Below are 4,505 nucleotides of genomic sequence, written 5' to 3'. Positions count from 1 at the left end.
TGCGCCCACTGTGGGGGGGCGGTGAGCGGGGATGCAGCAGCGCCTGGGCGCGCGCGTCACTTTGCACCTCCCCACTTATCCCGCGGCTGGAATCATGGCGTAGAAGAAATATGTCGGTCGGTCTACATATTTGGCTGGTGGGGAAGCCAGCGGGGGCGGGAGGTGGGGGTGCGGCCCCCGGCTACCGGGGGGTTGTTCGCCGGGGGCCGCGGTTCATGGGCTGATGTCGGGTCAGGAGGCGGGCATCAGGACGGTGTCGACGATGTAGACGGTGGCGTTGGCGGTCTGGACGTCGCCGCACAGCACCTTGGCGGCGGAGTTGACGGTGAAGTCCGGGGCGGTGCCGGTCACGGTGAGGTCGTCGGCGGCCAGGGTCTTGTGTCCGCCGGCGAGTGCCGCGGGAGCCAGGCGCTGGGGGACGACGTGGTAGGTGAGGATCTTGGTGAGCTTGTCCTTGTCGGCGAGGACGGCGTCGAGGTCCTTCTTCGGGAGCTTGGCGAAGGCGTCGTTGGTGGGGGCGAAGACGGTGATGTTCTTCGCGGAGTTGAGGGTGTCCACCAGGCCGGCCTGCTTGACGGCGGTGACGAGGGTGGACAGCAGCGGGTTGTTGGAGGCGGCGGTGGCGACCGGGTCCTTGGCCATGCCGGTGAAGCTGCCCGCCCCGTCCTTGGGGACGGCCGCGCACGCGGTGCCGAACGGCTGCCCGGCCGTCACCTGCTCGGCGGACGGGGCACCGGAAGCCCGGGCCTCCGTGGACGGGCCGCCGGTCACGGACGGCGTGGGTGCGGCGGCCGCGGTGGTGCTCTTGGCCGTGTCCGAGGACTTCGCGTCGCCGCCGCTGTTGCTGCACGCGCTCAGGGCGGCGGCCAGCAGGCCGGCGGCGAGGACGGCGGCGAAGGGCTTGCGGACCAGGACGGTCGTGTTCATGGACGGATTCTCCTGTCAGGGGCATCGGGCGGATCCCGGATGCCGAAGGGGTGGGTAGGTCGTGGGGTGGGGTCAGGTGACGGTGACGACGACGCTGTGCCAGCCCGTCGCGCCCGAGGGGTAGGGAGGTGTGCGGGTCTCGGGCTGGACGGCCCCGGTGGCGTCGGTGGCGCGGGCCTCGATGCGGTGGGTCCCGGGGGCGGCGCCGGTCCAGGCGTGGGTCCACTGGCGCCATAGGTCGGGCCCGGCGTCGGTGGCCAGTTCGGCCTGCCGCCAGGGCCCGCCGTCGACGCGCACCTCGACGGCGGCGATGCCGCGGTGGGTGGCCCAGGCGGTGCCGGCCACCGTCACGTCGCCGGGCGGCACGCGGGCGAACGGCGCGGGCACGTCGATCCGCGAGGCGGTGCGGACCTCGCCGGTGCGGTCCCAGCCGCGCCGCACCCAGTACGGGTCGCGGGCGGCGAAGGTGGTCACCTCCAGGTCGACGAGCCACTTGGTGGCCGAGGTGTAGCCGTAGAGGCCGGGCACCACCGTGCGGCAGGGGAAGCCGTGTTCGACGGGCAGCGCCTCGCCGTTCATCGCCACCGCGAGCAGCGCCCGGCGCCCGTCGAGGAGCGTCTCGACCGGGGTGCCGATCGTCATGCCGTCCTGCGAGCGGCCGACGAGCTGCTCGGCGCCGGAGCGGACGCCGGCGCGGCGCAGCAGGGCGGGCAGCGAGGCGCCGAGCCAGCGGGTGGTGCCCGCGTAGGGGCCGCCGACCTCGTTGGAGACGCAGGACAGGGTGTGGTCCAGCTCCTCCAGCCCGAGGGCGAGTAGGTCGTCGAAGCCGATCAGTAGCGGGCGGTCGACCAGGCCGTGCAGCCGCAGCGACCAGGCGCGCGGGTCGATGCGCGGCAGGGTCAGGGCGGTGTCGACGCGGTAGAAGTCGGCGGTGGGGGTGATGAACGGGGGCAGGCCGGGGACCGTGGCGCCGACGGCGCGCGGCAGTGGCGGCGCCGGGTGCAGCGGCGGCGGCAGGCGGACGGCGGCGCGGGCCGCGCTGACGTCGCCGCGCCGGTCGGACAGGACGCGTCCGGCCGTGCCGAGGGCGGCGGCCGCGCCGATCGTGGCGCCGGCCGCCAGGACGCGCCGCCGCTCGGGCCCGGCCGGCCGGACCGCGCCCGAGCGCCGGGAGGGGCCAGGGAAAGGGCTAAGGAAAGGGCCAAGGGAGAGGGCGGGTCCGGTCAGCCACCACAGCACGGCGACCGCGCCGCCCGCCGCGGCGGCGGAGGGCAGCAGGTCGGTGGGGACGGCCTGCGGGCGGGCCAGCGCTGCCCAGGCGCCGAGGCCGCCGAAGGCCGCGAACAGGGCGGCGGCCGCGCCGCGACGGCGTCCGGCCAGCACGCCGAGGGCCGCGGCCGCGAGGCCCATGACGGTGTAGATCCCGCCCAGCAGGACCGCCTTGTCGCCGGTGCCGAACCGCTGGACCGCCCACGCCTTGACGGCGGTGGGTGCGAGGTCGATCGCCGCCGAGCCGATCGCCACCACCGGTGAGGCCTGGGGGCGGGTGAACGCCGCCGCCGCCTCGCCGGCTCCCACGGCCGCGGCGGCGGCCGCCAGCCCGCACAGCGCCGCGACGGCCGGCCCGGCGGCACGGGGGCGTGCTCGGGGGAGGGCGCCCGGCGGGCTGCTGCTCGTCTCATCGGTCACGGTCCTCATTCGGCGGTCCGGCTCCACCGGATGGGTGCGAGTCCGGATACCCCCCGATCGGGTGAAATTGCTCTGGCCGGGTGACACCTCCCGGCCAGAGCCGGGGCCGCGCTGAGGCCGCTCAAGGGCACCCGGGGCGCCCCCCGGGGGGTCGGCCCGGGCCCGTCCGGAGTGTTCAGCCGCGTCACGCGTAGCGGTGAATTCGCCGTCCACGGGCATCGCGCGGCAGGCCGTCACCCGCCCGGTGCCGAATCCGTGCACGGCACCGTCACCGTCTCCTGACCCCGACCTGACCGACCCGGCCGACCTGACCGACCCGGCCTTTCGCCCGACCCGGTTCGGCCGCTCAGGTGAACGGGATCAGCAGGACCGGCGCCCCCGTGGGGTGAGCGGATCCGGCCGAGGGCTCCACCGTGACGCCGATGCCGCGCGCACCGTCCAGGGGGCCGTCCAGCAGGAACGCGCCGTCGCCCCGGGGCATCAGCCCCGCCGGGCGCATCGCGGCGCCGTCGTCGAACCACAGCTCGTACGCCGTGCCGTCCGCCGGGGCGGGCAGGCCGGAGGCCAGGAGGACGGCCCGGCCCCGGCCGTGCGACCAGACCACCGCCCCGCTGCCGGTGCCACCGGCCGCCGGGCCGCTCGCCCGCCGGGCGTCGGGTGCCGCCAGCAGCCCGGTGACCAGGTCCTGGTGCCGCTGCAGCGCGGCGGCGAGGGCCCTGGCCCGGTTAGCCTCCCGGTGCTGCTGGACGGCCACGCCGCCGAGGGCCGCGGCCGCCGCCAGACAGGCCGCCAGCGCCAGCCGCGGCCAGCCGCGGGCGAGCCGCCCGGGGCGCCGGGCGCCGTCGGGCCCGGCCGCGGCGCGCGGGGCCTCCTGCCGGACGGTGTCCAGCGCGCCCATCACCCGCGACTTCAGCTCCCCGGGCACCGCGACGGCCTGCGCGGCGCCGAGCCTGGCCAGCGTCGCCGTGAACTCGGCCACCTCCCGGGCGCAGGCCGGGCACTGCGCCAGGTGGCGCTCGAACTGCGCGCGCTCGTCCGCGTCGAGGGCGTGCGCGGCGTAGGCGCCGGTCAGCGTGTGCAGGTCGGCGCCGCTCATGCTCCCACTCCCAGGCAGTCGCGCAGCCGGATCAGCGCGTCGCGCATCCGGGTCTTGACGGTGCCCAGCGGGGTGCCGAGCAGTTCGGCGACCTGCGGGTAGGTGTACCCGCGGTAGTAGGCCAGCGTGATCGACTCCCGCTGCAACTCGGTCAGCCCCTTCAGGCAGCGCCGCACCTGCTCGCGTTCCAGCCGCCCCTCGACCTGCTCGGCGACCTCGTCGAACGCCGGCACGTGCGAGGCGGCGGCGGCCCGCTGGTCGCGGTCGGCGGCCGCCTGCGCCGCCCGCACCCGGTCCACGGCGCGGCGGTGGGCGATGGTCAGCACCCACGCCAGCACCTCCCCGCGCTCGGGCCGGTAGCGGGCGCAGGTGCGCCACACCTCCAGCATCACCTCCTGCGCGACCTCCTCGGACTGCGCCGGATCCCGCAGCACCCGGCGGACCAGCCCCAGCACCGGGCCCGCCACCGCGTCGTACAGCCGGCCGAACGCCTCCCGGTCGCCGCGCGCGGTCCTGCTCAGCAACTCCTTGAGGTCGGTGCCCGGACGCCCCGGCCCGGACAGGTGAACGACCGTGCTCATCCGGCCACCTCGCGCTCGCAACGCACGGGCGACGGCCCCGGCCAGTGGACGGTGGGCATGGCACGACCTCCAGGGAATCCCGGCCGGACGGACACCCGGCCGGGCCGACGGAACACGGCGACGTCAGGCGTTCGAAGCCGCACCCGGCGCGGATTGCCCGCGAAGGACACCAGATTTCCGGCCCCCGCGAAGGACACCGGGTCTCCTGCGGG

4 protein-coding genes are annotated in these 4,505 nt (G+C 76.4%); all 4 read right to left on the bottom strand.

The window, feature by feature from the left end:
• Positions 1 to 231: 231 nt before the first annotated feature.
• The 4 genes from ACFVHI_RS37000 to sigK all read right to left on the bottom strand — a co-directional run bounded on the left by ACFVHI_RS37000 (position 232) and on the right by sigK (position 4,293).
• Positions 232 to 927 carry a fasciclin domain-containing protein gene (locus tag ACFVHI_RS37000; protein ID WP_380346436.1) on the bottom strand — a complete coding sequence of 232 codons (696 nt, stop codon included), beginning with the start codon at positions 925 to 927 and terminating at the stop codon, positions 232 to 234.
• 72 nt (positions 928 to 999) lie between these two features.
• Complete coding sequence (locus tag ACFVHI_RS36995) at positions 1,000 to 2,625, bottom strand: molybdopterin-dependent oxidoreductase (protein WP_380346434.1); 1,626 nt, start codon at positions 2,623 to 2,625, stop codon at positions 1,000 to 1,002.
• A gap of 337 nt (positions 2,626 to 2,962) precedes the next feature.
• On the bottom strand, positions 2,963 to 3,712 hold the full coding sequence (locus ACFVHI_RS36990) for an anti-sigma factor domain-containing protein (protein ID WP_380346432.1): 750 nt from the start codon (positions 3,710 to 3,712) through the stop codon (positions 2,963 to 2,965).
• Complete coding sequence (sigK, locus tag ACFVHI_RS36985; RefSeq protein ID WP_063352900.1) at positions 3,709 to 4,293, bottom strand: ECF RNA polymerase sigma factor SigK; 585 nt, start codon at positions 4,291 to 4,293, stop codon at positions 3,709 to 3,711. Before sigK ends, ACFVHI_RS36990 begins: the two co-directional genes overlap by 4 nt.
• Positions 4,294 to 4,505 lie beyond the last annotated feature (212 nt).

Origin of the sequence: Kitasatospora sp. NPDC127121 (assembly GCF_042677305.1) — a bacterium.
Classification (GTDB): Bacteria; Actinomycetota; Actinomycetes; order Streptomycetales; family Streptomycetaceae; genus Kitasatospora.
Note: the sequence above shows the minus strand (reverse complement) of the source record. Positions and strands in the feature narration are given on the sequence as shown.

Bases quoted from the DNA above. Each gene is read 5' to 3' on its own strand.
- ACFVHI_RS37000 (WP_380346436.1), bottom strand. From the start codon at position 927: ATGAACACGACCGTCCTGGTCCGCAAGCCCTTCGCCGCCGTCCTCGCC.
- ACFVHI_RS36995 (WP_380346434.1), bottom strand. From the start codon at position 2,625: ATGAGGACCGTGACCGATGAGACGAGCAGCAGCCCGCCGGGCGCCCTC.
- ACFVHI_RS36990 (WP_380346432.1), bottom strand. From the start codon at position 3,712: ATGAGCGGCGCCGACCTGCACACGCTGACCGGCGCCTACGCCGCGCAC.
- sigK (WP_063352900.1), bottom strand. From the start codon at position 4,293: ATGAGCACGGTCGTTCACCTGTCCGGGCCGGGGCGTCCGGGCACCGAC.